19 protein-coding genes are annotated in these 22,637 nt (G+C 61.7%); 8 read left to right on the top strand and 11 right to left on the bottom strand.

Going from position 1 to position 22,637, the window contains the following annotated elements; genetic code table 11:
- The first annotated feature begins 301 nt into the window (after window positions 1-301).
- A complete protein-coding gene (locus tag DC522_RS11270; protein WP_116528811.1) occupies window positions 302-1,489 on the top strand; it encodes a multidrug effflux MFS transporter in 1,188 nt (395 codons plus the stop codon).
- Here the strand turns inward: DC522_RS11270 and DC522_RS11265 are convergent.
- Window positions 1,480-2,379, bottom strand: coding sequence for a LysR family transcriptional regulator (locus DC522_RS11265; RefSeq protein WP_205769612.1), 900 nt, complete (start codon window positions 2,377-2,379; stop codon window positions 1,480-1,482). The genes DC522_RS11270 and DC522_RS11265 overlap by 10 nt on opposite strands.
- Before the next feature lie 142 nt (window positions 2,380-2,521).
- Between DC522_RS11265 and DC522_RS11260 the strand changes: the two genes are divergently transcribed.
- From DC522_RS11260 to DC522_RS11250, 3 genes are read left to right on the top strand one after another with little or no spacing between them, the layout of a single operon-like run.
- Window positions 2,522-3,721 carry an acyl-CoA dehydrogenase gene (locus DC522_RS11260; protein WP_205769610.1) on the top strand — a complete coding sequence of 400 codons (1,200 nt, stop codon included), beginning with the start codon at window positions 2,522-2,524 and terminating at the stop codon, window positions 3,719-3,721.
- A gap of 14 nt (window positions 3,722-3,735) precedes the next feature.
- A complete protein-coding gene (gene dapB / locus DC522_RS11255; RefSeq protein ID WP_116528808.1) occupies window positions 3,736-4,542 on the top strand; it encodes a 4-hydroxy-tetrahydrodipicolinate reductase in 807 nt (268 codons plus the stop codon).
- A gap of 5 nt (window positions 4,543-4,547) precedes the next feature.
- Window positions 4,548-5,720: a CaiB/BaiF CoA-transferase family protein gene (locus tag DC522_RS11250; RefSeq protein WP_116528879.1), complete on the top strand. Its 1,173-nt coding sequence runs from the start codon at window positions 4,548-4,550 to the stop codon at window positions 5,718-5,720.
- A gap of 27 nt (window positions 5,721-5,747) precedes the next feature.
- Here the strand turns inward: DC522_RS11250 and DC522_RS11245 are convergent, their stop codons facing one another.
- A complete protein-coding gene (locus DC522_RS11245; RefSeq protein ID WP_116528807.1) occupies window positions 5,748-6,317 on the bottom strand; it encodes a TetR/AcrR family transcriptional regulator in 570 nt (189 codons plus the stop codon).
- Between the two features lie 144 nt (window positions 6,318-6,461).
- On the opposite strand from DC522_RS11245, the gene DC522_RS11240 reads away from it, so the two are divergent.
- The gene (locus tag DC522_RS11240; RefSeq protein ID WP_116528806.1) at window positions 6,462-7,595 is read left to right on the top strand and encodes an efflux RND transporter periplasmic adaptor subunit; all 1,134 of its coding nucleotides are present in this window, start codon (window positions 6,462-6,464) and stop codon (window positions 7,593-7,595) included.
- Window positions 7,596-7,606: 11 nt separating this feature from the next.
- A complete protein-coding gene (locus tag DC522_RS11235) occupies window positions 7,607-10,690 on the top strand; it encodes an efflux RND transporter permease subunit (protein WP_116528805.1) in 3,084 nt (1,027 codons plus the stop codon).
- A gap of 216 nt (window positions 10,691-10,906) precedes the next feature.
- Here DC522_RS11235 and DC522_RS11230 read toward each other — a convergent pair whose 3' ends face one another.
- The 7 genes from DC522_RS11230 to DC522_RS11200 form a co-directional block, all read right to left on the bottom strand.
- The gene (locus DC522_RS11230; RefSeq protein WP_116528804.1) at window positions 10,907-11,359 is read right to left on the bottom strand and encodes a Fur family transcriptional regulator; all 453 of its coding nucleotides are present in this window, start codon (window positions 11,357-11,359) and stop codon (window positions 10,907-10,909) included.
- A 201-nt stretch (window positions 11,360-11,560) separates the two neighbouring features.
- Window positions 11,561-11,968, bottom strand: coding sequence for a Fur family transcriptional regulator (locus tag DC522_RS11225; RefSeq protein WP_116528803.1), 408 nt, complete (start codon window positions 11,966-11,968; stop codon window positions 11,561-11,563).
- Window positions 11,969-12,133: 165 nt separating this feature from the next.
- Entirely contained in the window at window positions 12,134-13,309 is a 1,176-nt protein-coding gene (locus DC522_RS11220; RefSeq protein WP_116528802.1) for a Gfo/Idh/MocA family protein, read from the bottom strand.
- Window positions 13,310-13,323: 14 nt separating this feature from the next.
- Entirely contained in the window at window positions 13,324-14,385 is a 1,062-nt protein-coding gene (locus DC522_RS11215) for a sugar phosphate isomerase/epimerase (protein ID WP_116528801.1), read from the bottom strand.
- Between the two features lie 254 nt (window positions 14,386-14,639).
- Entirely contained in the window at window positions 14,640-15,590 is a 951-nt protein-coding gene (locus DC522_RS11210) for a substrate-binding domain-containing protein (RefSeq protein WP_116528800.1), read from the bottom strand.
- A gap of 66 nt (window positions 15,591-15,656) precedes the next feature.
- Entirely contained in the window at window positions 15,657-16,655 is a 999-nt protein-coding gene (locus DC522_RS11205; RefSeq protein ID WP_116528799.1) for an ABC transporter permease, read from the bottom strand.
- Window positions 16,652-18,172 carry a sugar ABC transporter ATP-binding protein gene (locus DC522_RS11200; RefSeq protein WP_116528798.1) on the bottom strand — a complete coding sequence of 507 codons (1,521 nt, stop codon included), beginning with the start codon at window positions 18,170-18,172 and terminating at the stop codon, window positions 16,652-16,654. The genes DC522_RS11205 and DC522_RS11200 overlap by 4 nt, the downstream gene beginning before the upstream one ends.
- Before the next feature lie 259 nt (window positions 18,173-18,431).
- Here DC522_RS11200 and DC522_RS11195 point away from each other — a divergent pair, with 259 nt between their 5' ends.
- The gene (locus DC522_RS11195) at window positions 18,432-19,550 is read left to right on the top strand and encodes a LacI family DNA-binding transcriptional regulator (RefSeq protein ID WP_116528797.1); all 1,119 of its coding nucleotides are present in this window, start codon (window positions 18,432-18,434) and stop codon (window positions 19,548-19,550) included.
- Here the strand turns inward: DC522_RS11195 and DC522_RS11190 are convergent.
- Window positions 19,490-19,870 (bottom strand): hypothetical protein, encoded by a 381-nt coding sequence (locus DC522_RS11190; protein WP_116528796.1) that lies wholly within the window; start codon window positions 19,868-19,870, stop codon window positions 19,490-19,492. The two genes, DC522_RS11195 and DC522_RS11190, sit on opposite strands and share 61 nt — an antisense overlap.
- 344 nt (window positions 19,871-20,214) lie before the next feature.
- Between DC522_RS11190 and DC522_RS11185 the strand changes: the two genes are divergently transcribed.
- Window positions 20,215-20,628, top strand: coding sequence for a VOC family protein (locus tag DC522_RS11185; RefSeq protein WP_116528795.1), 414 nt, complete (start codon window positions 20,215-20,217; stop codon window positions 20,626-20,628).
- Between the two features lie 27 nt (window positions 20,629-20,655).
- Here DC522_RS11185 and DC522_RS11180 read toward each other — a convergent pair whose 3' ends face one another.
- Window positions 20,656-22,287 (bottom strand): alpha-D-glucose phosphate-specific phosphoglucomutase, encoded by a 1,632-nt coding sequence (locus tag DC522_RS11180; RefSeq protein ID WP_116528794.1) that lies wholly within the window; start codon window positions 22,285-22,287, stop codon window positions 20,656-20,658.
- Window positions 22,288-22,637: the final 350 nt, after the last annotated feature.

The raw sequence follows: 22,637 nt of genomic DNA, 5'->3' as shown, positions 1-22,637 counted from the left end.
GAGATTGGCTCCCGCAGGGCTTGCGCGTCCGGTGAATCTTTAACCAGACATGGCCAAACATGGTTAACGAAGGGTAAGTAACCGTCCAATTGATGGATTATCGTCCCGCGAAACGTGGATGAGCCCGCTTGACGGGCGGCACTTGGGACATAAAAGCAAGATCGTGTCCTTCGCCGCGTGGCCTTTCACCATCGGCCCAGGCACGCCCTCCAGACGTTGTTTGCCCGAGTTGAGCCCCTTTCCGCCGGGCCGTTTTCTCAATCCTGCTTCACGTAAGCTTTAGGCCACGAAAGCCTTTGCCATGAGATCCGCCTTTCTGCGCAATGCCCTCGTCCTCGGAATGCTGTCCGCCATTGGACCCTTCGCCATCGACATGTATCTGCCTGCCTTCCCGGCGATTGCCCGCGAGCTCCAGGTCGATGTCAGCGCCGTGCAGATGAGCCTGATGAGCTTCTTCCTGGCGGTCGCCGTCTGCCAGCTGGCCTATGGGCCGCTCTCCGATCGTTTCGGCCGCAAGCCGCCTCTCTATGCGGGCTTGGGGCTCTTCATCCTCGGCAGCATCGGCTGCAGCTTCGCGCCGAATGTCGAGATGCTCATCGCCTTTCGCTTCCTGCAGGGCGTCGGCTCCTGCGCCGCCATGGTGATTCCCCGGGCGATCATTCGCGATTTGCATACCGGCCACGAAGCCGCTCGCCTGATGGCGACCACGATGCTGGTTTTCAGCGTGTCGCCGATCCTCGCTCCGCTCGCCGGCAGCACACTGACTGCGTTCTACAGCTGGCGCTTCATCTTCTGGGCCATCGCGGCGATCGGTCTGGTCGGCATGGCCGTGCTGTTTTTTCTGCTGCCGGAGACGCGGCCCGAGAGTGCAGGGCAGCGAGGCATCGGCCAGGCGTTCTCCACTTACAAGGCTCTTCTGAAAGACCGCCGCTTCTTAGGCATCGCTTTCACAGGCGGCTTCAGTCAGGCGAGCTTCTTTGCGTATCTCGCCGGCTCGTCCGTGATTTTCATCGAGCATTACGGTCTTTCGCCCTCGCATTACAGCATGATCTTTGCGTCGAACGCGATCGCTTTCATCGGCTCTGCGCAGTTCAACAGCATTCTCATGCGCCGCTTCGGTGCCGAGCGTTTGGTGCGCACGGCCATTTCCGGTTTCGTCGCTCTGGTGAGCCTGCTGTTCATTCTGACACTGGCCGGCATCGACAATGCCTATGTCCTCTGGGGACTTCTGTTCCTCTCCTTCGGCTGCCTCGGATACGTCATTCCCTCGACAGCGGTTCTGGCTTTGGAAGAGCATGGGCCGATTGCCGGGACCGCCTCGGCGCTCATGGGTACGCTGCAGCTCAGCACGGGCGCGGTGATGATCGCGCTCACGAGCGCGCTCTACGACGGAACGTCGCTGTCCATGGTGGGAGCTATCGTGTTCTGCGGCTGGGCCGCCTTTATCTTAAGCATGCGCACCTTGAAGCCGAAGCGCGTCTATCCCTGACGGCTTTCTTCGAGGATCCAATCGCGGAAGGAGCGCACCAAAGGCGCCTCGGCCTTGTGCTCGGGATAGACGAGATAATAGGCGCCGACGCTCAGGATGCTTTGAGGGAAGAGAATCTCGAGGCGCCCTGAGGCAAGCTCGTCTGCTATCAGGAAGTTGGGAATCAGCCCGACGCCGAGTCCTGCGGCGGCGGCTTGCGCCACCATGGCGAATTGCTCGAGCCGCGGGCCACGGATCGCATTGCCGGCTTCCACGTTCACGCTCGCGAACCATTCCGCCCAGGCGGTTGGTCGCGTGCTTTGCTGCAGCAGCGTCGCACGGGCGAGATCCTGAGGAGAATGAATCTTCTCGCGCTCCCGATAAGCCGGGCTGCACACGGGCACGGCTTCCTCCCGTCGAAGCAGCTCGCAGATCGCGCCAGGCCAATGAGGCTCGCCGAAGTGGATGGCGGCATCGAAAGGCTCGGTGGCGAAGTCGAAGGGCACGAGGCGCACGCCGAAATTAACCGTCGCGTCCGGGTGCTTGCCAAGAAAATGCGGAATGCGCGGTATGAGCCAGCGGGTGCCGAAGGTCGGAAGTGTCGCGAGATTCAGAACGCCCTTCGTGCCTGAGAGCGCAATGGCCTGATGGGTGGCGTCCGAGAGTTCAGTCAGGGTGCCGCGCACCTGGGAGGCGTAAAGACGCCCCACATCGGTCAGCACCACCCGCTGGCGGGACCGGCTGAAGAGGGAAACGCCGAGCGAATCCTCCAGCTGCTGGATCTGCCGGGAGACGGCGCTCTGGGTCAGGTTCAGCTCTTCGGCGGCGCGCGAGACGCTGCCATGCCGGGCCGTGGCCTCGAAGGCGAGAAGATTGCCGATATTGGGCAGAAAGCCGCGACGGAGCACCAGTTCATTCCAATTGCGAATAACCTGCTGCGAAGATGTCGCTTTACATCGGCCCTGTCCAGCGCGATTTTCCGGCACAATTCAAGAGGTTTACCCGGCGCTCCGGAACAGCCTTCCGCGTCGGCTCACAAGAGGAATGCTCATCATGGCTGTTGCACATCAGGAAATCGCAAAGCTCAAGTGGGACGACCCGCTGCTCCTCGACGAGCTGCTCACCGACGACGAGCGCATGATCCGTGACACGGCCCGCGCCTATGCCCAGGAAAGACTCCTGCCGCGGGTGATCGAGGCCTACCGCGAAGAGCGTACGGATCGCGAGATCTTCAACGAGATGGGCGAGCTCGGCCTTCTCGGCGTGACTCTCCCCGAGGAATACGGCTGCGCCGGCGCGTCTTACGTCGCCTACGGTCTCGTGGCCCGTGAGGTGGAGCGCGTCGATTCCGGCTACCGCTCGATGATGAGCGTGCAGTCCTCCCTCGTGATGTATCCGATCTATGCCTACGGCTCCGAGGAGCAGCGCCAGAAGTACCTGCCCAAGCTCGCCTCGGGCGAGTTCGTGGGCTGCTTCGGCCTCACCGAGCCGGACGCCGGTTCCGACCCTGGCGGCATGAAGACTCGCGCCGAGAAGATCGATGGCGGCTATCGCCTGAAGGGTTCGAAGATGTGGATCTCGAACTCCCCCATCGCGGACGTGTTCGTGGTGTGGGCAAAGTCGCAAGCCCACGATAACGAGATCCGTGGCTTCGTGCTGGAGAAGGGCATGAAGGGCCTTTCCGCACCGAAGATCGGCGGCAAGCTCAGCTTGCGCGCCTCCATCACGGGCGAGATCGTCATGGACGGCGTCGAGGTGAGCGAGGATGCGCTGCTGCCGAACGTGTCGGGCCTGAAGGGTCCGTTCGGCTGCCTCAACCGCGCGCGCTACGGCATCTCCTGGGGCGCCATGGGTGCGGCGGAAGATTGCTGGCACCGCGCGCGCCAGTACACGCTCGACCGCAAGCAGTTCAACAAGCCGCTCGCAGCGACCCAGCTCGTGCAGAAGAAGCTCGCCGATATGATGACCGAGATCACCCTCGGCCTTCACGCCTCGCTTCGCGTCGGTCGTCTCTTCGACGAAGGCCGGATGGCTCCCGAGATGATCTCGCTCGTGAAGCGCAACAATTGCGGCAAGGCGCTCGATATCGCACGCATGGCCCGTGACATGCACGGCGGCAACGGCATCCAGGAAGAATACCATGTGATGCGTCACGCGCAGAACCTGGAGACGGTGAACACCTATGAGGGCACGCACGACGTGCACGCTCTCATCCTGGGCCGCGCGCAGACGGGCCTGCAGGCGTTCTTCTAAGAAAGGAAAGAGCCATGCCTCTTCGAATCACCCTGGCGGGATCGACAGGCTGGGTCGGCAAGGCGCTGGTGGCTGCCGTCGCAGCCTCCGACGACCTGGAACTCGCAGGCGCCGTCAGCCGCAGCGCGGCGGGCCAGGACGCCGGCGAAGCCGCCGGTCTTCCCCGCCTTGGCGTTGCGATCAGCGCAACGCTCGAAGAGGCATTGAAAGCACCGTCCGACGTGGTGATCGACTACACCAGGCCCGGCGCGGTCAAGGCGCACGCTTTGACGGCGCTGGCGCAGGGCCGGCATGTGGTGATCGGCACGTCGGGTCTCTCCGCTGAAGACTATGCGGAGGTCGATGGTTACGCGCTCAAGGCCGAGCGTGGCGTGCTCGCCGCCGGCAACTTCTCGATAACGGCGACGCTGCTGCGCCGCTTTGCTCTCGAGGCTGCGCGCTACGTGCCCGATGTGGAGGTGATCGATTACGCTTCGGCGAAGAAACCCGATACGCCTTCAGGCACGGCGCGGGAGCTGGCGGAGCTTTTGAGCGAAGTGCGCCAGCCTGCGACCTCGAAGCCGGTGAGCGAACTCACCGGTGTGCGCGAGACGCGTGGTGGCGCTCTCGGGGCGAAGGAGCCGGTGCAGGTTCATTCACTGCGCATGCCTTCTTTCGTGCTTTCATGCGAGGCCGTGTTCGGTGCCGACAATGAGCGGCTCGTGATCCGTCATGATGCAGGATCATCGGCTGCGCCTTACGTGGCCGGTACGCTTCTGGCAGCCCGCCGCGTCTCGTCTTTCGTTGGATTGAAGCGCGGCCTCGATGCCGTGATGGATTGATTTTCATGAAACCGCTTGCAGGTCTCAAAGTCCTCGAACTCGCCCGCATTCTCGCCGGTCCCTGGGTCGGGCAGCTGCTCGCCGATCTCGGCGCGGATGTGGTGAAGGTGGAGCGGCCCGGCGCGGGCGACGACACGCGCGGGTGGGGTCCTCCCTTCGTGGAAGCGGCCGATGGCGACGATCTGTCGGCGGCGTATTTTCATTCCTGCAATCGCGGCAAGCGCTCCATCGCGGTTGATTTCGAGAGCGCCGAGGGTCAGGCGCTTGTGCGCAAGCTCGCGGCTCACGCCGATGTCGTGATCGAGAACTTCAAGGTTGGCGGCTTGAAGAAATACGGCCTTGATTACGAAAGCCTGAAAGCTGTCAATCCGCGTCTCATCTATTGCTCCATCACGGGCTTCGGCCAGAACGGGCCTTATGCGTCGCGCGCGGGTTACGACTTCATGATCCAGGGTCTTGGCGGCATCATGGATCTCACCGGCGATCCTCAAGGAGAGCCGCAGAAGATCGGCGTTGCTTACGTCGACATCTTCACCGGCGTTTATTCTGTGGTCGGCATTCTCGCTGCGCTCCGCCGTCGTGATCAGACAGGGGAGGGCGCGCATCTCGACATGGCGTTGCTTGATGTGCAGACGAGCGTGCTCGCCAATCAGGCGATGAACTATCTCGCCTCCGGCAGGTCACCCCGGCGCATGGGCAATGCGCATCCCAATATCGTGCCTTATCAGGTGTTCCCGGTTGCTGATGGTCACGTCATCGTGGCCGTAGGCAACGATGGTCAGTTTTCCCGCTTCGTGGCCGTTCTCGGGAACCCCGAGCTCGCGCAGGACGAGCGCTTCTCCACCAATGCGGGACGCGTGCGGCATCGCGCCGAACTCGTGCCCATCCTCACGGGGCTCACGCTTCAAACAACGCGCGAGGCCTTGCTGTCTCTGCTCGAAAAGCAGGGCGTGCCGGCAGGGCCGATCAACACGGTTGCCGATGTGTTCGCTGATCCTCAGGTGGTCGCGCGCGGCATGAAGATCGATCTGCCTTCGCCCGTTGCGAAAGGCGGCGCGATTCCGTCCGTGCGGTCGCCCATCGTCATGAATGGAGAGCCGATGGCGGCCGCGCGTCCCTCGCCGCGCCTTGGCGAGCACACGGACGAAGTCCTGAACGACCCGTCCTGGATGGCTTAAAAGCTTAAGCCTACTTGAAGCTTAAGCCTACTTGGCAATGCCCTTCGTGAGCAGGCGATTGATCGCCTGCACGATCCGCTCACGATCCTCATCCGAGAACGGGCTGAGATTGTGCATCTCGAGATCCCTCAAGCCTTCGACTGCGAGCCAGCCGAGAAGGGCCGAATCCAGATCGTCGGAACTCGCCTTAAGCTGTTCCAATGTCGCGGCGATGATCTGGCGCACGGGATCGAGCAGACGCGGATTCTCAGCTGACGCCGCCATCATGCCGGTCGCGAATTCCTGCATTTTGCCGCCGCAGCACATGTTGAGCAGCGTCGTTGTGGTCAGACGAGCTTCCAGGTTGGGGCCGGGCTCCATCTGAGCGCGCAAGGCTTCTTTGGACTCCGCCACCTGGTCGATCATGCGCTGGATCATGGCCTGCAGCAGCGCATCCTTGGAGGGAAAGTTATAAAGTAGCCCACCCTTGCTGAGGCCGGCGCGCTCAGCCACGGCATCGAGGGTCAGACGGCCCGCGCCGATCTCGGCAACGAGTTCCGCAGCCGCGTCGAGAATCTTCTCGCGGGAACTCTTGCGGCCTCGGACATTTTCCAACATTGGCAACTCTTGCAACTAAACCGTCCAGTCGGTATATAAATGCTTGCCGCAGCATCAGCGTCAAGGGCAAGTTGAGCTAATGCCGCACTTTCACTTTATAAGTCTGCAGCCCGCCCGGCGGGTCCTAACTCTCGGAAGAAGCCCATGAAACGGCGCATCGTAGTCAGTCTCGTTTTCATTCTCGCGGTCCTGCTCTGTGCCGGGCTGGTTGGGTTCAACATCTTTCGGGACAAGATGATCACCCAGTTCTTCGCCAACATGCAGCCCCCGCCGCAAACGGTGTCGGCTGCCAAGGTGGAGGCGAAGACCTGGACGCCGAGCATTGCCGCCATCGGCACGGCCAAGGCGGCGAACGGGGTCGAGCTTGCCTTCGAGACGGCGGGCATCGTCAAGGAAATCAAGTTCAAGGCCAACCAGAACGTCCGCGAGGGCGATGTTCTCGTCCAGCTCGACGATACGGTCGAGCGCGCCGACATTCAGGATGTTCAGGCAGCGGTGAAGACGGCCGAAAGCGCGTTCGAACGTGCCAAGACGCTGTCGTCGCGCGGCTTTGGTACCGAGGCGAATCTCGATCAGGCGAGCGCCCTGCTTGCCGCAGCGCGCTCCCGTCTTGCACGCCTGCAGGCCACCCTCGAGCAGAAGGCCCTGAAGGCGCCGTTCTCGGGCGTGATCGGCATTCCGCGGATCGATGTTGGACAATATCTCCAGCCCGGATCGGTGATTGCGAGCTTCCAGGATCTCGATTCCATGAAGGTCGACTTCACGGTTCCTGAGCAGCTGGCGGATGACGTCAAGCTCGGCCAGGAGGTGCGACTGGGCGTGAGCGAGACGGATCTTCCCTTCAAAGGGCGTGTGACGGGTAAGGATCCGCGCGTCGATCCGAAGACGCGCCTCGTCTCCGTGCAGGCTCTCATCGAGGACAACAAGGACAGGGCCATCCTGCCGGGGCAGTTCCTGCACGTCGAAGTGATCCTGCCGGAGCAGCCCAACGTCCTTACCGTGCCACAGACGGCGGTTATCACCAGCCTCTATGGCGACTATGTTTACACGATCGAGCAGGAAGAAAGGGCAGGCAACCAGGTTCAGGTCGTCAAACAGGTTTTCGTGAAAACCGGCCGCCGCCGCGGGGGCACTCTCGAGATCCTCTCCGGCATCACACCCGGTCAGCAGGTCGTGGCTTCGGGGCAGAACAAACTGCAGGCCGGCTCGACGGTGAAGATCGACAACACCATTGATGTGACGAAGCTCGACGCGACCAAGCTCGCAAACGGGCAATAGGCAAAAACGCCATGAGTTTCACAGAACTTTTCATACGCCGCCCCGTCCTGTCGATGGTGGTGAGCCTCCTGATCCTGCTGCTCGGTGCGCAGGGTCTGATGAGCCTGCAGGTGCGTCAGTATCCTGAGGTCGAGGAAACCACGATCACGATCACGACGGCCTATACGGGTGCGAGCGCCGACCTGATCCAGGGCTTCATCAGCACGCCCATCGCCAAGTCGGTATCGAGTGCCGAAGGTGTCGATTACGTCACGACGCAGAGCCGCCTCGGCGTGAGCACGGTGTCGGTGCGCATGCGCCTGAACACGGATCCGAACGCGGCGCTCACCGAAGTCACCGCCAAGGTGCAGCAGGTGCGCGCGCAGCTTCCTTCCGAGGCCGAGGATCCGGTGATCGTGAAGGGCACGGGCCAGACCTTCGCCCTCATGTACATCACCTTCGCCAGCACGGAGATGAATCCCGAGCAGGTGTCGGAGTTCCTTACTCGCGTGGTGCAGCCGCGCTTTGCCACGCTCGAAGGCGTCGGCAATGCCGAAATCCTTGGCGGCCGCGACTTCGCCATGCGCGTCTGGATCGATCCTGTCCGCCTCGCTGCTCGTGGCGTGACGGCCGGCGATGTGGTGCAGGCGATTGGCGCCAACAACTTCCTCGCGGCACCCGGCAAGACGCAGAACGAATACGTGGCGTATTCGCTACAGATGCAGACCACGCTCCAGACGCCCGAGACCTTCGGCGCATTGCCGATCCGCTCGAACGGCGATCAGGTCGTGCGCCTGCGCGATGTGGCCGATGTGGAGCTTGGTCCGAAGAGCACGGACGTGAAGGTGAGCTTCAACGGCAAGGAAGGCACCTTTATCGGCGTCACGCCGACCCCGTCTGCGAACCCGCTGACAGTTGCCGATCAAGTGACCAAGGAGATTGAGAGCATCCGCCCGACCCTGCCCAAGGGCATGACGGTGCAGATCGTCTACGATGCGTCTGACTTCATCTCGGCCTCCATCGAAGAGGTGTTCAAGACCATCGGCGAAGCTGCGCTCATCGTCGTGATCGTGATTCTGCTGTTCCTTGGATCTTTCCGCTCGGTGCTGATCCCCATCGTCACGATTCCGCTTTCGCTCATCGGCGTGTGCTTCTTCCTCTATGCGCTGGGCTACTCGATCAACCTCCTGACCCTGCTGGCGATGGTGCTCGCCATCGGTCTCGTGGTCGACGACGCCATCGTGGTGCTGGAGAACATCCACCGTCATATCGAGGAAGGGCTCAAACCCGTCGATGCCGCCATCGTCGGCATGAAGGAAATCTTCCTTCCCATCGTCTCGATGACCATCACGCTGGCGGCGGTGTATGCGCCCATCGGCTTCACGCAGGGCCTGACAGGTTCGCTCTTCCGCGAGTTCGCCTTCACGCTGGCTGGCTCAGTGATCATCTCGGGCATCATCGCGGTGACGCTCTCGCCCATGATGTCTTCGAAGCTCCTGAAGCCTCATGCGGCGCAGAGCCGGTTCGCGAGCTTCGTGGACCGCACCTTCACGCGGCTCGAGAACTGGTATGGTCGTCGCCTGAAGGGCTCGCTGGATTATCGCTGGGTCACACTCACTATCGTGGTGGTGCTGCTCGCGACCACGGGTTTCCTGTTTTCGAAAACGTCGTCCGAGCTTGCGCCGGAAGAGGATCAGGGCGCCTATCTTGGCCTCGTCAACGCACCGAAATATGCGACCGCCGATTACACGCAGGAATTTTCGAAGCAGTTCACGGGTGCGGCTGAGAAGATTCCTGAGATCGACGCCAGCTTCTTGATCGTTGGCATCGATGGCGGCGGCGGCGGCTTCGTGGGCTTCAAGTTGAAGCCATGGGACGAGCGCGAGAAGAAGGGTGCGCAGACCAAGCAGGAGATTCAGAATCTTCTGGATCAGAACGGCGGTGTCCAGGCCTTCGTCTTCGCACCTCCGTCCCTCCCGGGCGCGGGCGGCGGCCTGCCGATCCAGTATGTGCTGCGCACCATTGGCGATCCGTCGCAGGCTTATGAGGTTGCCGAACAGGTGCGCCAGCGCGCGCAGAAGTCCGGCAAGTTCATCGTGGTACAGAACTCGATCTCCTATGAGACGCCTCGTGCGCGCATTACCGTGGATCGGGACCGCGCGGCGGCCCTTGGCGTGCCGGTGAGCGAGATCGGCAACACGCTCGGCGCGCTCGTCGGCGGTGCTCCGATCTCCAAGTTCGATCGGGACAACCGCAGCTACGACGTGGTGAGCCAGGTTCGTCAGTCCGATCGCCTGAACCCCGAACTGTTGGGCCGTTACTATGTGCGGGCTTCCGACGGCTCCATGGTGCCGCTGTCTGCCCTGGTGAACATCACGACGGACGCCTCGCCGGCTTCCATCGAGCAGTTCAATCAGCTCAACGCCGCGACCATCTCGGCGCTGCCCCTGCCTGGCGTGACCACGTCCGAGGGCCTGGCCACCCTGCGCTCCATCGCGCAGGAGGTCATGCCTCAGGGCTTCTATGAGGATTATGCCGGTCAGTCGCGTCTCGAGGTGCAGGAAGGCAGTTCGATTCTGCTCGCCTTCGGTCTTGCCATCATCGTGATCTATCTGGTGCTGGCGGCGCAGTTCGAGAGCTTCCGCGATCCGTTCATCATCATGATGTCGGTGCCGCTCTCGGTGTTCGGTGCCATGATCTTCCTGAACCTCGGCTTGGCGACGCTCAACATCTACACGCAGGTAGGCTTGATTACCCTGGTGGGCCTGATCACCAAGCACGGCATCCTGATGGTGGAGTTCGCCAACGATCTGAAGGCGAAGCATGGCGTCAGCAAGCGCGAGGCGATTCAGGAAGCGGCCCGCGTCCGCCTGCGCCCGATCCTCATGACCACGGCCGCCATGGTGCTTGGCGTCGCTCCTCTGCTCTATGCCAGCGGCGCGGGTGCGGCGGCCCGCTTCTCCATGGGTCTCGTGATTGCGGCCGGCATGTCCATCGGCACGATCTTCACGCTCTTTGTGGTGCCAATGTTCTATACCTACATCTCCAAGGAAACCGTGCGGAGCGGGAGGGCGAGCGAGAGACACGCTCACCATCCGGCCCTGGCAGCGGAGTAACAGGGAAAAGGCCGGGCAATGCCGCCCGGCCTTTTTCGTGATGCCTTTAAAAAGACTTTAAAAAGAAAGGCGGAAGCGACCAGCGCTTCCGCCTTTTTCGTATTCAGTCAGGCAGGCCTTCGCGGACCTTCGGTTCGCTGTCAACGATGCGCTGCTCTATGAAGGGAGTCTCGGATCAAGCCCAAAAGTGCAAGTCCACTTTTCACGTCCGAGGCTCTAGCGGGTCAGTTCGCCTTCAACTTCCATGAAGGGGGAGATCGACTTGAAGCCGGCCTGCTCGGCGGCCTTGCGGACGGCTTCGGCCACTTCCGTGGAGTGGACCTCGATGGTCTCGCCCGTCTTGGAATCCACGAACATGATCTTCATGGCGTTCACTTCAGGCTGCCCATGGGAGACCACATAGGAGTTCTGCGTGGCGAGGCGGTGAACGAGACCTGCATCACGCAGGAAGTCCAGAGCGCGGTAGATCGTGACCGGAGCCAGGCGCTTCTTGTCGCTGCTGAGTCGGTCGACGAGATCGTAGGCTCCCACGGGGCCGCCGCTCTGAACCAGCTCACGGTAGACCCGCTCACGGATCGGCGTCAGCCGAAGGTTGTTCTGACGGCACAGATCGTCTGCACGGCGAAGGAGGTTTTCTTCTTCTTCTTTCCTGAGGGCTCGGGTGCTCATAGGCGACGCTCCTGTTATTTCAAAACCTACATATTCATATAGGGGAAGCGCCCCGCAAACAATGTGCTATCGTTGCAATAAAGTCTTGCAATTCTGCATATTCCTCTGCGGAAGCTGGCGATTTGGCAGACAAGTCCCTGAAAATAGTACGTTATGTTGAAACATAACGCGTAACTTGGCAAAAAATTCCAAGACTTATGTTTATTTTGAGCAGGCTTCACAGAGGCCGCGGATCTCTACGGTAACCTTCTTGGAACAGAACGAATGATCGTCACTCCATTGTGAGAGGCGCTCATTGATGTCCGGATCACTGAATTCGGTGACCAGGCCGCAACTCTCGCAGATGGCAAAGGCCGCCATTTCGTGGTGATGGGGGTGCTTGCAGGCCACATAGGCATTGAGGCTCTCAAGGCGGTGGGCCAAGCCCTTCTCGATGAGCTTGTCGAGGGAGCGATAGACCGTTGGCGGCGTGACCGCGCCCTTGGCGCGCATCTTGTCCAGCACCTCGTAGGCCGAAAGTGGATTCTGAGCGGCGGTCAGAATCCGGTGAACGCGCTTTTGCGTGTCGTTCAACTCCTCAAGGGCATGGTGATGATGGTTTGCGGCCATGACGGATCGGTTTTCCAAAGTAGGCTTGGTTGATCCTATACGTCATGATTATGGGGCTGATTTCAAGGCGGGAGACGACAACCCGCCCTTAAAAGGGGTCCATCTCCATGCCAGGCACGCCCGCTGTCCCGCCGGCTGCGGCAGGACAGCGGGCGTGGATAAGGCTTAAACATCCACCCAGGCAGCCTTTTTCTGTGACGACCGAACCGCCGCCTCGATGAAGCGCACGCCGCGCACGCCGTGCTCGACGGTCGGCACCTGCAGCGAGAAGGGATTGGGCTCACGCCCCTCGATCGTTGCTGCGATCTGCTCCGCCACATCCGTATAAAGCTGCGCGAAACCCTCCAGATATCCTTCAGGATGTCCGCCGGGGATGCGCGAGGCTGCGCGCGACACCTCGCTGGCGCCGTAGCCGTTGCGGCGGATGATGCGGGGTGGTTCACCGAGGGGCGAGAAGAGCAGCACGTTGGGATTTTCCTGGTGCCATTCGAGGCCCGCCTTCTCGCCATAGACGCGAATGCGAAGACCGTTCTCCAGGCCCGCCGCCACTTGACTGCACCAGAGCATGCCTTTCGCGCCTGAAGCAAAGCGCAGCATCATATGCGCATTATCGTCGAGCCTGCGGCCTTCCACGAAGGTGTGCAGTTCGGCCGACAGCGATGCGACCTCGTCACCGACAATGAACTCGGCGAGATTGAATGCATGCGTGCCGATATCGCCCACTGCGCCTGCTGGACCTGAGCGAGAAGGATCGGTGCGCCACTCGGCCTGCTTGCTGCCGGTCTCTTCAAGCCGCGTGGCAAGCCAGTCCTGCGCATATTCCACCTGCACGACGCGGATGGCGCCGAGCTCTCCTTCCGCCACCATGGCGCGGGCCTGCCGCACAAGGGGGTAGCCCGTATAATTGTGCGTGACGGCAAAGATCAGGCCCGACTCTCTTGCGAGTTCTGCAAGCCGTTCAGCCTCTTCACGCGTCGTGGTGAGAGGCTTGTCGCAGATCACATGGATGCCGGCTTTCAGAAAAGCCTCGGCTGCGGGAGCATGTGCATGGTTCGGCGTGACGATGGCAACCGCATCGATCCCATCCTCCCGCGCCGCCTCACGCTGCGCCATGTCCTCGAAACTGCCATAGATGCGATCGGATGGCAGAAGCAGATCCTCGCCGGAGAGGCGAGCCCGCTCCGGATCCGAGGAGAGCGCACCCGCCACCAGCTCCCAACAGTCGTCGAGACGGGCGGCGATGCGGTGCACCGCGCCGATGAAGGCGCCACGTCCGCCGCCGACCATGCCGAGGCGGAGACGGCGGTCGAGTTTCTGGTCGCGCGATCCTGCAATGGTCATGAGCGTCCCCTCCCTCAAGCCGGGTTGATGCCGAGAAGGCGGCGATTGGCCGCCTCGTCCGTCCCGCCAGCCGCGAAATCGTCGAAGGCTTTCTCCGTCACGCGGATGATGTGGGCCTTGATGAATTCCGCACCTTCCCGTGCACCGTCCTCCGGATGCTTCAAGGCGCATTCCCATTCCAGTACGGCCCAGGAATCGTAATCGTACTGCGCGAGCTTGGAGAAGATGGCATTGAAATCCACCTGTCCATCACCCAGCGAACGGAAGCGGCCCGCGCGGTTGATCCAGCTTTCGTACCCGCCATAGACGCCGACGCGCCCGGACGGATGGAACTCGGCGTCCTTCGCGTGAAATGCCTTGATGCGCTCATGATAGAGATCGATGAACGCCACATAGTCGAGTTGCTGCAGAAGAAAATGGCTCGGATCGTAATTGATGCAGGCGCGCCTGTGCCCGCCCACAGCATCGACGAAGCGCTCGAATGTTGCGCCGTCGTGAATGTCCTCGCCGGGATGGATCTCGTAAGCCACGTCGCAATCCGCATCCTCGTAGGCATCGAGAATGGGCCGCCAGCGGCGTCCAAGCTCTTCGAATGCCGTCTCGATGAGACCGGCCGGGCGCTGCGGCCAAGGGTACATGAAAGGCCAGGCAAGCGCTCCGGGGAAGGTGACGCTTGCTTTGAGCCCCAAGCGCTTTGAGGCCTTGGCCGCATGAAGCATCTGCTCCACCGCCCAGGCCTGCCGCACCTTCGGATTACCGCGAACCTCCGGTGCCGCAAAGCCGTCGAAGGCTTCGTCATAGGCCGGATGCACGGCGACAAGCTGGCCTTGAAGATGCGTGGAGAGCTCCGTGATCTCCAGGCCATGAGAGCGGACGACGCCCTGGATTTCGTCGCAATAGGCTTCCGACTCGGCAGCCTTCTTCAGGTCGAAAAGGCGCGCGTCCCAGGTGGGTATCTGGACGCCCTTGTAGCCAAGGGAGGCGGCCCAGCGGCAGATGGAATAGAGCGAGTTGAACGGCGCCTCGTCGCCTGCGAACTGGGCGAGGAAGAGGCCCGGGCCCTTCATGGTCTTCATGGGTGAACTCCCAATGCTCTCCTCCCCCTTGCGGGGAGGAGATGGAGGTGGGGGTGGTTCGACTGGGTGAAGGTTCGACAGGTTAGGCGCTGTAGTAGTCTCGCGCTTCCATAACGGAGTGGAGCGCTCTGACTGAACGACCCTCACCCTCGATCCCTCCCCGGGACAAGTCGGGTGTTCCCGACTTGCTTTTACCTGAGCCCATCTCGGGAACACCCGAGATGGGTGGGGAGGGAACAGGAGTGTGCAGCCGATTAGAACGGCGAGTCGGGGAAGTAATGCTCCTTGGCGTTGTCCTTCGTGATCAGCTGGGCGTTCAGCGTGTAGGTACCGCGCATGGGCGCGTTGGTGTAGAAGTGCGCTGCGGTCACGCCCATGGCAGTGGAGATCATCGACGGCGGATAGGACACGTTGGCGGGGCTCATCTTGTCGCCGTCCATCACCTTCTTGATCATGTCCTTCATGCCGGCGCCGCCGAGAACGAACTTGATGTCCTCGCGTTTGGCCTGACGGATCGCCTCCATGACGCCGAGCGCCATGTCGTCGTCGGACGCCCACACGGCGTCGATCTTGGGATGCTTGGAGAGGAAGTCCTGCATCACCTTGAAGGCGTCGTCGCGGTTCCAGTTGGCGTATTGCTTGTCGATCACCTTCACGCCCGAGCCTTCGAGGGCCTTCTCGAAGTTGGACACGCGCTCCTCGTCAATCACGGTGGGAATGCCGCGGAACACGACGACGTTGCCCTGCTTCAGGTTTTCGACGAAATACTTGCCCGCCACGCGGCCGAATTCAGGGTTGTTGCCGGCGACATAGATGTCCTGGATCGACGGGTCCTTCAGGCCACGGTCGACGACCGTCACGAACGTGCCGCGCTTCTTCACTTCGCGGACCGGATTCGTCAGCTCGTCCGAGTTGAAGGGCAGGACCACGAGAGCGTCGACTTTCTGAGCCATCAGGTCGTCAAGGGCGTTCGCCTGGGCTGCGCCATCGGGCGACGTCTTCACGATCACCTTGAGGCCCGGATAGCCCTTCTCGAGCTGCTTGGCGGTTTCCTGCGCGTGATAGACCACGCCGCCGGTCCAGCCGTGGGTGGCAGCCGGAATCGAGACCGCGATCGTCACGTTCTTCTGCTGTGCCATCGCTCCTGTCGCGACACCGGCCATGAGACCGGCTGCAACGGCGATTTTCAGAAACGTTGTTTTCATCTGTTCCTCCCTCGAGGGTTTGGTTTCAAGCCCTTCGTCCTTTTGTCCGGTGGACTTCACCCCGGTTCATCGCCCGCGGTGGACTGACCGCTGTACGAGCATGGCGATAATGATAATGGCGCCTTGAACCGCGCCCACGAGAAACTCGGAGACGAAGTTCGACAGCACCATGATGTTGGCGACGAGTTCGAGGATCACCGCGCCGACGACCGTACCCCAGACACGGCCGACGCCGCCTTTGAGCGCCGTGCCGCCGATGACGACGGCGGTGATCGCCTGCAATTCCCACAAAAGGCCGGTGGTTGGGGTCGCCGAGCCAAGGCGCGGCACATAGACCAGCACGGCAATGCCGACGCAGATGCCCTGAATGATGTAGGTGAGGGTGCGCACGCGCCAGATCGGCACGCCGGAATAGCGCGCCACATCCTCGTTGGAGCCCAGCGCCACCACATGCCGCCCGAAGGAGGTGCGATAGAGGATCAAGGCGCCGATGGCGGCGACGACCAGGAAGGCGATAATCGGCACGGGGATGCCGAAGATGCTGCCGAAATAGACCGGGCGATAGAGTTCGCGCAGCTCGAAGTTGCGCATGGTGATGGTGCCGCCCGCAGCGAGCCACACTACGAGCGAGCGGAAGATGCCCATGGTGCCGAGCGTGACGATGAAGGGCTCGATGCGCCCGAACGTGACGATGAGCCCATTGGCGAGACCGCACGCGGCGCTTAAGCCGATGGCCGCCAGCATGCCGATGGCAAGCGTGCTCATATCGGCGCCACCAAGCGAGTTGAGAGTGAGGATCATGACGCCCGCCGTGAGCGCAGCCATGGAGCCCACTGAAAGATCGAGGCCGCCGGCTGCGATCACGAAGGTCGCGCCGACTGCGATGATGGCGATGAAGGCCGAGCGCGTGACGACGTTGAGAATGTTCGACGCGGTCAGGAAGTCGGGATTGATGAGCGCACCCGCAATCGCCAGCACGATAAGGGCGATGAAGGGCGAAAGCGCCCGCATGTCGATCTTGAGCTTGCGCTTCTCGGCGCCGGTGCGAAGCACGGTTTCGGTCATGCGTGGCCTGCGGCGATTTCTGCCGCCCTTTCTTCATGAACGCCAGTGGCGAGATAAACAATGGAATCTTCAGACAGATCGGCTTGGGCGACCTCGCCTGCGACGCGTCCGTTGCGCATGACGATCACACGATGACAGAGGCCGATGAGTTCCTGCATCTCGGAGGAGATAACGATGACAGAAAGGCCGTTCTCGGCGAGCCCCGCGATGAAACGGTAGATCTGTTCCTTGGTGCCGATATCGACACCGCGCGTCGGCTCATCGATGATGATGATGCGTGGATTGAGCAGCATCATCTTGGCGAGCAGAAGCTTCTGCTGATTGCCGCCGGAGAGCTGGCCTGCGAGCAGATCGCGGCTTCGGGTGCGGATGTCGAAATCCCTGATCGCGCCGTCGAGCGCCTTTTCTTCTGCCCCGACATCGATGAATGAGCCGCGGCTGAACTTGTCGAGAGCCGCAAGGGAGAGATTGACGCGCAGGTTCTGTTGCAGCAGCAGGCCTTTGCCTTTGCGATCCTCGGAGAGATAGACGATCCCCGCCGCCATGGCCTCGCGCGCATCACGGAAATGCACGCTTTTTCCATCGAGGCTGATTGTGCCCTGGCTCTGGCGAAGGCCGACGAGGCCCTCGAAGAGCTCCGTGCGGCCTGCGCCGATCAAGCCCCCGAAACCCAGGATCTCGCCACGCTTCAATGTGAAAGAGGCATTCTCCACATAGCCGGGAACCACCATGTCGCGCACCGCGAGAATGACCTGATCGGAGGCGGTAGCCGGCTTGTCCGGATAGAGCTTGGACATGTCGCGCCCGACCATGAGACGGGCCATTTCGAGGGGTTCGAGGCCTTCGATGTCACGCGTTGCGATATGTCGTCCATCGCGCAAGACCGTCACCCGGTCGGCGATGGCTTTTACCTCGTTGAGGCGATGGGAGATATAGAGTACCGCCACGCCATGCTCGCGCAGCTTGCGGATGATGGCGAAGAGGCTTTCGGCTTCGATAGGCGTGAGAACGGCGGTCGGCTCGTCGAAGGCCACGACCTTGTGCGGCACCAACAGAGCGCGGGCGATCTGCACGAGCTGCCGGTCGGCGATGGAGAGACGGCGCACCTCGCGATCCGGGTCGATCCTCGTGCCGAGTTCCGTCAGAATGCCGCGCGTGCGCTCACGCATCGTCCTGTCGTCCACGAAGCCGAAGCGCCTGATCTCACGGCCGAGAAAAAGGTTCTGCGCAACCGTCAGATCCTCGGCGAGCAGGATCTCCTGGTGCACCAGAACGATGCCATGGCTTTCCGCATCCGTCGGGCCAGCAAAGGTGATCGGCTGGTCGTTGAGGTAAAGGTTGCCCTTCGTGGGGTCGAGATGCCCGGAGAGAATGCGCATGAGGGTCGACTTGCCCGCGCCGTTCTCGCCGATGACCGCATGAATTTCGCCGGGCCGGAGATCGAGCGAAATGCCGCTCAGGACCTCGATCGGCCCGAAGGATTTCGAGATGGTCTCTGCGCGAAGAACGGAATCCATGTGCGGCTCCGGGTCAGCAACACCGTTCGCTGGCGCGGTTGCGACAGCGGTGGTTCAGGCAATAAGGAGTGGCGATCAGCTGGACGTGGCGCGTGCTGGCATTCGTTTCCTCCGATTTGTCATGTGGTCCTCTGGCGGGACTTGTCTTATTCGAACTAGGAGCATTCCATTCTTTGGCAATGCGGTCATGTAAACGATTACATCAGAACTTTACCGCAATGAAAGGTTCTGTCAAACAGAACAAAGGTAGGGGAGCCTCATGGACGAGAGCGGAGCCTCAGACAGACAGGAAGAGGACGGCGCCGCAAGCCACCGCGCCGTGCGTATCCAGGATGTGGCCAAGCTTGCCGATGTCTCCACTGCCACGGTGAGCCGGGCGCTGGCCACGCCGGAACGGGTGTCGCCGGAGGCGCGCGCCCGCGTTCTGGAGGCCATCGCCAAGACCGGCTACGTGCCCAATCCCGCCGCACGCTCACTCCGTTCGCAAAAAACCTATATGGTGCTCGTCGTCCTGCCGGACCTGTCGAACACGTTCTTCTCCAAGATCCTGCGCGGCATCGAGGAGAGGCTGTTCGAGGCAGGCTATGGCATGATCATCAGCGATCTCGACGGCTCACCCGAGAAGGAGGCGCATTTCGCAGCCTTCACTGCGGCGGGGCGCGTCGATGGCGCGATTCTCCTCAACGGTCATCTGTTCGGCCAGACCCGGGAGGGAACGGGAGTGCCCGCCAAGACCGGCATTCCGCTCGTGGCACTCTGCGAGGCCATTCCATCAGCCGACATTCCACAGATCGAGATCGACAACCGCGCCGCCGCAAGCCGCATGACGCAGCATCTCTCGTCACTCGGTCATCGCAGCATCGCTTATCTCAGCGGCCCCTCCAGTAATATCCTCGAGAAAGAGCGCTTCCTCGGGTATCAGGACGGCTTGAAGGCAGCGGACCTGCCCTTCGATCCCACGCTTGTTCTCCCAGGCGACTACACCATCGAATCCGGCATCAAGGCCGGGCGGGATCTGGTGGCGCGGGCAACGCGCCCGACAGCCGTGTTCTGCACCAGCGATGAGATGGCGATCGGTTTGATGCGCACGTTGCTGTCAGCAGGGCTGAGGGTTCCCGAAGATATCTCGGTGGCTGGCTTCGACGACATCGAATTCGCAGCCGTGGCTGAACCTGCGTTGACCACAATTCATCAGCCGCGGCGGGAATTGGGGCAGGCGGCAGCCGCCGTCCTCATCGATCTCCTGCAGGGGCGCCCGTCGCCCAAGCGCATTCGACTGGAAACCGAACTGATCATCCGCGACAGCGTCGCGCCGCCTCAGAACATCGAGAAGGCGCCGGCAAAGAGCACGAGAACGAGGGCGATGAAGCCCACATAGGCATAAAGCGCCTTGCGCGAGTGCTGGTGGGCGTAGCTGTCCCTGTCGTTGCCGTTCTGCCAGCGGGCCACGCTTTCCTGGTGGCGCGCGAGATCGACCTGATCCGAACTCGGTGAAACACCTCCAGCCTCGTCGTCGGTGCCCAGCGGCGACAATCCGGGATCGAAAACCTCGTTTTTGTCACCCGTGCGCCCGCTGTTGATGTCGCCCTTCAGCTGCGCCGAGGTCGAGCCCGCATTCATGGGCGGTGCATCCATAGGCTTGATGGTGTGCGTGCGCGGAATGTCTCTGTGATTGGGGTTGTCTGAACGGGTGGACATCGAAACTCTCCCGGACTCTCTTGATGGGGAAACCACCGGGAGTGCACGAGGTTCCTGAGGTGAGACCTCCGGCCTCAACCCGTTCTGAACCCAAGAAAAAAGGCCGCTGGTGACAGCGGCCCGAAGTTTAGGGAGGAAACGCCCAAGAAGGGCAGCTGCACTGCGACGCCAATCGCCGTGCTGCACTGCAATAACTAAGAGCTGCTCATTAAGTTCGCAAGATTAAAAGGTCAGCAAAGCTGCCCATTTTTTCGCCTATGAAAAAGGCGGACCTGTAAGGGAGAGCGGGAGCGCCTTAAGATAAACCGATCAAAATTGATGCAATATTGCTTTGCGAGCTGCCGATGACCCGGGTGAATTCCGTTCTCGAAACCGCCCTCTACGTGGACGACCTGATACGAGCGCGAGCTTTCTATGAAGGCGATCTTGGATTGCCGCTCCTGTTCGAGAACCAGCGCATGTGTGCCTTCGATGTCGGTGGAAGGAGCGTGCTGCTTCTCTTCCTACGCGGGGCATCGGCTCAGGACATGACGACACCGGGAGGCACGATCCCCGGTCACGATGGGCAGGGGCCGCTCCATATCGGCTTTGCCATCTCAGGCGAAGAACTTGTCGCGTGGGAAGAGAGACTGAGCGCACGCGACATTCCGATTGCCAGCAAGGTCACCTGGCCGCGCGGTGGCACAAGCATCTATTTCCACGATCCGGATGGACACGTGCTGGAGCTGGCAACACCGGGCCTTTGGGAGACCTATTGATCGCCCAAGGGAAGGCCATCAGAGGTTTCAGGTGATGACGCTCGGCTCGTTGCGGCCGGTACGCGACGCGATTTCCGCGATGGCGTTCGCGGCCTCGATCACGGGAGCCAGCATCTCGGCGGTCGGAAGGTTATGGCGTTCCGCGTTCGGCTCGAAGCGTTCGAGATAAACACGCAATGTGGCCCCCGATGTGCCCGTGCCCGACAGGCGGAAGACGGCACGGGCATCTTCCTTGAACAGGATGCGGATACCCTGCTTCGGCGTCACTGAATTGTCGACCGGATCAGTGTAGGCGAAGTCGTCGCATTCCTGGACCGTCAGCTCGCCGAAGCGCTGACCGGGAAGGGTCGCGAGCTTGGCGCGCAAATTGTCCATCAGCTCGTTCGCCGGTGCCGTCTCGAGTTCCTCGTAGTCGTGGCGGGCGTAATAGTCGCGCCCATACGCCGCCCAGTGCTCGCGCACGATCTGATCCGCCGGCTTCCTCGTCACGGCCAGAATGTTGAGCCACAGCAGCACGGCCCAGAGCCCATCCTTCTCGCGGATATGGTTGGATCCCGTACCTGCGCTCTCCTCGCCGCAGATCGTAATCAGTCCTGCATCGAGGAGATTGGCAAAGAACTTCCAGCCGGTGGGTGTCTCGAAGAAGTTGATGCCGAGCTTTTTCGCCACGCGATCGGCGGCGCGGCTCGTCGGCATGGAGCGCGCGACGCCCGAAAGACCCTTCGCATAGCCCGGCGCGAGATGTGCGTGGCTCGTGAGGATCGCAAGACTGTCGCTCGGCGTCACGAAAAGCCTGCGCGCCACGATCATGTTACGGTCGCCGTCACCGTCTGACGCGGCGCCGAAATCGGGTGCGTCCGGGCCCATCATCAGCTCCATCAGGTCATGGGCATGGACCGGATTCGGATCGGGATGATGGCCGCCGAAATCAGGCTTCGGCTCGCCATTCACCACAGTGCCGGCCGGCGCGCCGAGGCGGCCTTCCAGAATGGTTTTGGCATAGGGGCCGGTGATGGCGTTCAATGCGTCGAAGCGCATGCGGAAGCCCGAGCGGAAGAGCTCCGAAATGGCGTTGAAGTCGATGAGCTTCTCCATCAACTCCACATAATCGGCCACCGGGTCGATCACCTCGACGATGGTATCGCCAATCTTCGTTTCACCGATGCGCGCGAGATCGACATCAGGACCCTCGGCGATCTTGTACTCGGTCATCGCGCTGGCGCGCTTGAACACCGCCTCGGTGAAGGACTCCGGTGCCGGTCCGCCATGGGACATGTTGAACTTGATGCCGAAGTCGCCGTCAGGGCCGCCGGGATTGTGGCTGGCCGAAAGCACGAGGCCGCCGATCGCCTTGTGCTTGCGGATCACGCAGGAGGCGGCAGGCGTGGACAACAACCCTTTCTGTCCGACGAGGATGCGCCCGAAGCCGTTGGCCGCCGCCATCTTGAGCGCGGTCTGAACTACCGCCTCGTTGAAGAAGCGTCCATCGCCGCCGATCACCAGGGTCGCGCCCGTCGCGCCGTCCACGTTGTCGAAGGTCGCCTGTATGAAGTTCTCCACGTAGCGAGGCTGCTGGAAGACCTTCACCTTCTTGCGCAGGCCCGACGTGCCGGGGCGCTGGTCGGAAAACGGGGTGGTCGGAACGCGGGTGATCGCCATCGGTGCTTGCCACTTCCTTGTATCGGCTCTGGGCGGCCTGTCCTTGAAGTCTCGGTGCGACCCTGAAAATGGATCAGGATACCCAATTTAGGGTCGTTGCCGTGAGATGCCACTGCCAAGATGAAGGTGAGATGAAGATCCTATGGTGGCCGGTGAACAGGGCATTTCCTCACGCACGGTCAACAAAAAAGGCCCGGGCTTCTGCCCGGGCCTTTGCCGGTAGGTCGGCGGTCAGTGGCCGCTGGTCGACTGGGCCGACTTCTGCGGATTGTAGTCCTTGAACACGGTGGGGTTCTCAGGCCCTTCCACCTGCAGAAGGCCCGCCAGCCCGCGCTCGACCCGGCTCAGGG

The sequence above is a fragment of the Microvirga sp. KLBC 81 genome (assembly GCF_003075415.1).
Taxonomy (GTDB): domain Bacteria; phylum Pseudomonadota; class Alphaproteobacteria; order Rhizobiales; family Beijerinckiaceae; genus Microvirga.
Note: the sequence above shows the minus strand (reverse complement) of the source record. Positions and strands in the feature narration are given on the sequence as shown.